Origin of the sequence: Burkholderia sp. Nafp2/4-1b, from assembly GCF_003635165.1 — a bacterium.
In the GTDB taxonomy this organism is placed as follows: domain Bacteria; phylum Pseudomonadota; class Gammaproteobacteria; order Burkholderiales; family Burkholderiaceae; genus Burkholderia.
This window is the reverse complement of sequence record NZ_ML058654.1, coordinates 1-4805: the sequence shown is the minus strand read 5'-3', so window position 1 is coordinate 4805 and position 4805 is coordinate 1. Positions and strand designations below refer to the sequence as shown.

At 57.1% G+C, this 4805-nt stretch carries 3 protein-coding genes and 2 pseudogenes; 4 read left to right on the top strand and 1 reads right to left on the bottom strand.

Going from position 1 to position 4805, the window contains the following annotated elements; genetic code table 11:
• From C7H84_RS34760 to folE, 3 genes and pseudogenes are all read left to right on the top strand, one after another.
• A pseudogene (locus tag C7H84_RS34760) lies at nucleotides 1-209 on the top strand (transposase domain-containing protein); the annotation flags it as partial.
• 401 nt (nucleotides 210-610) lie between these two features.
• Nucleotides 611-1093 carry a hypothetical protein gene (locus C7H84_RS36795; protein WP_162999487.1) on the top strand — a complete coding sequence of 161 codons (483 nt, stop codon included), beginning with the start codon at nucleotides 611-613 and terminating at the stop codon, nucleotides 1091-1093.
• 624 nt (nucleotides 1094-1717) lie between these two features.
• Nucleotides 1718-2350 (top strand): GTP cyclohydrolase I FolE, encoded by a 633-nt coding sequence (gene folE / locus C7H84_RS34755; RefSeq protein ID WP_121863028.1) that lies wholly within the window; start codon nucleotides 1718-1720, stop codon nucleotides 2348-2350.
• Nucleotides 2351-3479: 1129 nt separating this feature from the next.
• Here folE and C7H84_RS34750 read toward each other — a convergent pair.
• Nucleotides 3480-4272, bottom strand: a pseudogene (locus C7H84_RS34750) (IS5 family transposase).
• A gap of 124 nt (nucleotides 4273-4396) precedes the next feature.
• Between C7H84_RS34750 and C7H84_RS34745 the strand changes: the two are divergent.
• Nucleotides 4397-4804 carry a hypothetical protein gene (locus C7H84_RS34745; protein ID WP_121863027.1) on the top strand — a complete coding sequence of 136 codons (408 nt, stop codon included), beginning with the start codon at nucleotides 4397-4399 and terminating at the stop codon, nucleotides 4802-4804.
• The last annotated feature ends 1 nt before the right edge of the window (nucleotide 4805 follow it).

Here is a 4805-nt window from a genome sequence, read left to right as displayed (position 1 = left end):
GCACAATGAACGCCCCATTGCCGCCGGACGCCGCGGCTGGCTGTTCGCTGACACCGTCGCCGGCGAACACGCCAGCGCGAATCGCTACTCGCTCGTGTGAGACCTGTAAAGCAAACGCCATCGACCCGTACCGCTACCTCGCCTGGCCGTTCCAGCGCTTGCCGCTCGCGCAAACCGCCAACGACGACTACAACGCGCTGCTGCCCTAGAACATGCACTCCGAACTCCGTTGAGCCTCCCGCCTCTCGCCACAGCTCAGACTGGCGTCGTTCATTACCCGTACGACGGATGTACTGACGCTCGATGACGTGGCGTGGTGGCTCACTGGTTGAAGGAAGAGGCATGGCAAGCAATATTGCAATGGGCATCGTGATCGGCGGAGCCATCTCATCGACCTTGATCGCGCCTATGCGCGGCTGGAGTTGAAGGCTGTCGGCCAGCAACGGCCTGTTCCCAGCGCGAGGCAGGCTGCGGCCCGGTCCGCGATGAGATGTCACCGAGGAACTCGCCGTGCCAACCACGATCGCGGCCAATTGCCGGGCGATCATCCGGGACATCGCGATCGAGGCCGGTATCGCGCGCACTGCTTAACCTGACCCGGCGCGATGAGTTGCTGTCGGGTGCGGCCAGCGCCCTGTCGGTGGCCGGTGATGTCAGCCCGCAGGTCGTCACCGCGATGCGCGGCCTGAATGCGGTACAGGCGGGCGTCGGCACGATCCTGCAGACCACGACGATACGGCCCTTCCCAGCCTTTCCCTCCGCCGTTCAGGGCACCACGTCAGCGCTTGAGGACGTTCGCTCGACGGCCACCGGTTCATTCGGGACGGGCGGACTCGACGGCGCACTTTCCAATACGCCGCACCTGATGACGCCGGCAACGGAGGCGGGTCGGACCTTCCACTCCAATCTGTCGACCGCGGCGTTCGATACGCTTCGACGCGTCACAGACTATCGGGGGCCACCCAAGAACAGGAAGCGTTGCAGGCAGTCAGCGCAATTGGACACACCGCCAGAGTCATGGTCCGAGGAGCAAAATTTGCAAGGTCATTCGCCCGAACGCCATGCAGACTCGCAATTCACATGCGGTCTTTAGGGCACATGCAGTCACTATTGGAGCGCTGTATGCTCAGCAGCAACAGTTAGATCGTCGTGTGTGTGACGTGTCAAACATTCGATGTGGTCAGAAGCTTCATGAATAGCCGGAAACCCTTAATATCTCGAAAAACGCAAGCTGTCAACATGCGTAAGACATTTAGTGTAGGCGTGGTGCTCGCGGGCGTTTATACAGTCGTCATCAGCGTAGCCTTACGAAGACTGTATGGCGAAATACCCTTAGTAGTTCACATCGTCCAATTTGGACTTGCAGTGCTTTGGTGCTGGTTTATCGTTTGGAATGTGTCGAGCGCATGGCGATATTTTCGTAGATCGGCGCGCTGATGACGACCTCAATCTTTGTTGGGATCGGGGCGGGTTGTCGCGTTGGTGTCCCAATCCTCTCGACTAGGAAGTGGTTTAAAGAATCCAAGATGCTGTTAAAGACGGTTTCATAAAACAGTGCCGGGTCCGCTGCTTCGGCTCGATCGAGCGAAATTTGAAAGTAGCCAAGCGCGGCAGATACCACTGTAAAACGGCACATGGTCTAAATTCGGTGTCGTCAGTCAGGACATCCGCCACGAGCGCAAATTCATTAGACATTTATTCAACGTAGGAGATAAGTATGCACCAAGTCGGAAGCAATGATATATGCGATGAGCATAATGAATCATCTACAGAAATTCGACGAGCACGTCCGTTCGACCCGGTCGCGTTTGAAGATGCAGTCGACAACTTGCTCAGAGCAAGTGGCCTCGAAATCGACGCCGCACATACCGGCCGCACAGCACGGCGTGTTCGCGAACTCTGGCAGAGGCGCTTGCTCGATGGTTACGATATCGATCCCGCTGAGGCTCTCGGCACGGGCTTCGATGATCGTCGAGAAGATATGGTCATTATCCGTGGCATTGCCGTGCATGGCGTCTGCCCTCATCACTTGCTGCCATTTCGCGGTGCGGCACATGTAGCCTACTTGCCTGGAGGGCGCCTACATGGCTTCGGGCGGATTGCACGGATGATCGACGCGATCAGTCATCGCTTTACGTATCAGGAATGGGTTACAAACGAAGTCGCAACGGCTCTTGTTACCCATGGCTATGCCCGAGGCGCAGCGTGTCTGATTGAAGCTGAACAGCTGTGCCTGCTTATGGGCGAGAACCGCCGGGGCGATGAGCGCGTAGTCACGCAGTGTTACGTTGGTGAATTTGATCGAGACATCCAGGCGCGCAATGAATTTCTTCGCGGAATTAATCGGTAAATGATTTCAAGCATTTTATTCGCAATGCTAGCCTGCGACCGCTCGGCAAATTGAATATTTCTTATAAGATGGAGGATTTGCGGAGAGCTAGCCGCCTCAGTTCATTACGCGGCTTAAATCGGAATCGAAGTCGCACCGGGTAATCGGACGACATATGGCCAAGACGCCGACTGACGATATAGCAGCCCGGAAATGAGGAACAGCACGTAGTAACAGACGATACCGTCATCGTTATCTCGCTGTGTGCCTAGCCAGCCGTATTAAAAGACCTCATTGGCCAGACCGATCACGCCGTCGAATGCCAGGTCTATTACGTTTTGCTGTTCCGGATCACAACACGTTCCGCGCACGCTGCGGGAATTTGACGCCGGTCGTCGGCCCGGCGTTCACGCCAATATCGAACAACTTGTTGGCCGGCGTCGGCGAGATCGCCTTGAACTGGCCAAACTTCGACTGTCACCAGTGCCGCATTTCATACATTGCAATCGCCATCCTGCGCGGCAAGTCCTGCATTGGGCCGGTATAGCCGTTCACGCGCATCGGCCGCAGGGATGCCCCACATGGGTTGATCGAATTTATCGAGAAATCAGTTGCAACGATCGGCCGGATCACTTGAGAATTCACCTTCGCCCGAGCGGCCGGTCTTTGTGTTCCCTGTTCCAACCGCTCTGACGCTGCTGTCGCAGGCGGTTCAGTGCGTCGCCTTCGTTGATTTTCTCCATGCTGGCCGCCACAATCCACATGTGCTGCATGAGTATCGCAACCTGTACCCCTAATTGCTGTTTTCCTCGCCCATCGCCCGGTAGCGGATCGCCGATGGAGGTCGAGACATCTGCGTTTGCGGGGATTGACCTCGAGGCTGATTGATTTTTGAAAGCTGAGTGCGCGGATTGGCGGCATGATGCGTATCGATGTCTTTACGTAGAGGCATCGATTTCTCTGCACGTTTCTCTCATTCCATTTTTATGCCACCCCAAGCGGGTGGCATTTTTTTGTTCATCGAGGATTACCGTGAAACGCTACGCGGATTTTCAGGAATAAGTGTTCTTCGTCGCGGTACCAGTAAGTTCACGACCTGACGGCCCAGATGGTGTCGTTTAGCCTTCTACGCCGCAGGTATTAAGAGCCGCTAACACAAGTCATCGACGAAGCGTGAACAAATGATGGCGGCGGCTAGCGTGAGCAGCGCAGCATGAATATCGAGCCTCCGCTCGAAGCGGACTCGCAGCTTGCCGAACCCGGCAAACCACGCATGGGTGCGTTCGACCACCCATCGGTAACGCCCAAGGCGGTCTTTGCTCTCGATGCCTTTGCGGGCGATTCGAGCCGTGATGCCGCGTCGGCGAAAATCATTTCGGCATCGACGACAGTCGTAACCCTTGTCGGCATGCAGTTTGTCCGGACGCTTGCGTGGTCGCCCTTCGAGGCCCGGCACTGGCGGAATAGCGTCTAACGTCGACTCGAAAGCCATCGAATCATGACGATTCGCTCCCGTCACGGTAATCGCCAACGGGATACCTTGGGCATCGACGATGATGTCGCTTGCTGCCTAGCTTGCCCCGGTCGGTCGGGTTCGGGCCGGTTTCCTGGCCCCCGGGGGCTGGCCACACTCGCGCCATCGATACTTGCTCGCCCCCAATCGATTTGATCGTGCTCGCGCAAGCGGCGCAGCATCGCCACATGCAACTTCTCCCACACAACTGCCGCGTGCCAATCACGTAACCGTCGCCAACATGTCATGCCACTGCCGTAGCCTAGCTCTTGAGGCAAATCCTCCCAAGGAACACCCGTGTGCAGCGCATACAAGATGCCGTTCAACGCTGCTCGGTCGTCAACGGACCGACGCCGTTGGGCGAATGCTCAAATACTGGAATCGGCTCAAGAGCAGCCCACAACTCGTTACTGATTTTTCTTCTTGCCATCCGCGGCACGATACAAGCCACCGCCAGCCGTGTCCAGTTGTGTTAGCGGCTCTAAATCTGCTGCGCACGGCTGCGGCCGCCGTGCCAGTTTGGCGCCGTTCTCGATCTCGCTAGCCGGCATCCCATGCAATGGAACACGATAGTGCTGCCTGACGGCATGATGCTGGCGGATCACGTGTATGCAATGGCGGCCCACGGGGACATCACGGCGCTCGAATTGATCAAAAACGGTTGTAAGGTGCCTAGCGCTTGTAGCGATCCAGTGTTCACACCCAACGTGCTCACGTCGCTTGAATTCCAATTTGCGGGCGATGCGTTGCCGGCGACCTATGTTGGACAGCTGGAAGGGCCGAACGCTGAACGTCAGCGAGCCATCGAAAGGGCTACCGCATTGCGTCGGTCATTGCTTGGTCGCTCATCGTGGAATCGCGTCAGTGCGTCGCCGGACCGCGTCCGACGGACGATTAGTGGAACGGTTCTCGAACGGGAGCTCGAGTGGCGGCTTGACGTCTTCCTCTCCCTAAAGGGCTGAG

Bases quoted from the DNA above. Each gene is read 5' to 3' on its own strand.
- folE (WP_121863028.1), top strand. From the start codon at position 1,718: ATGCACCAAGTCGGAAGCAATGATATATGCGATGAGCATAATGAATCA.
- C7H84_RS34745 (WP_121863027.1), top strand. From the start codon at position 4,397: ATGCAATGGAACACGATAGTGCTGCCTGACGGCATGATGCTGGCGGAT.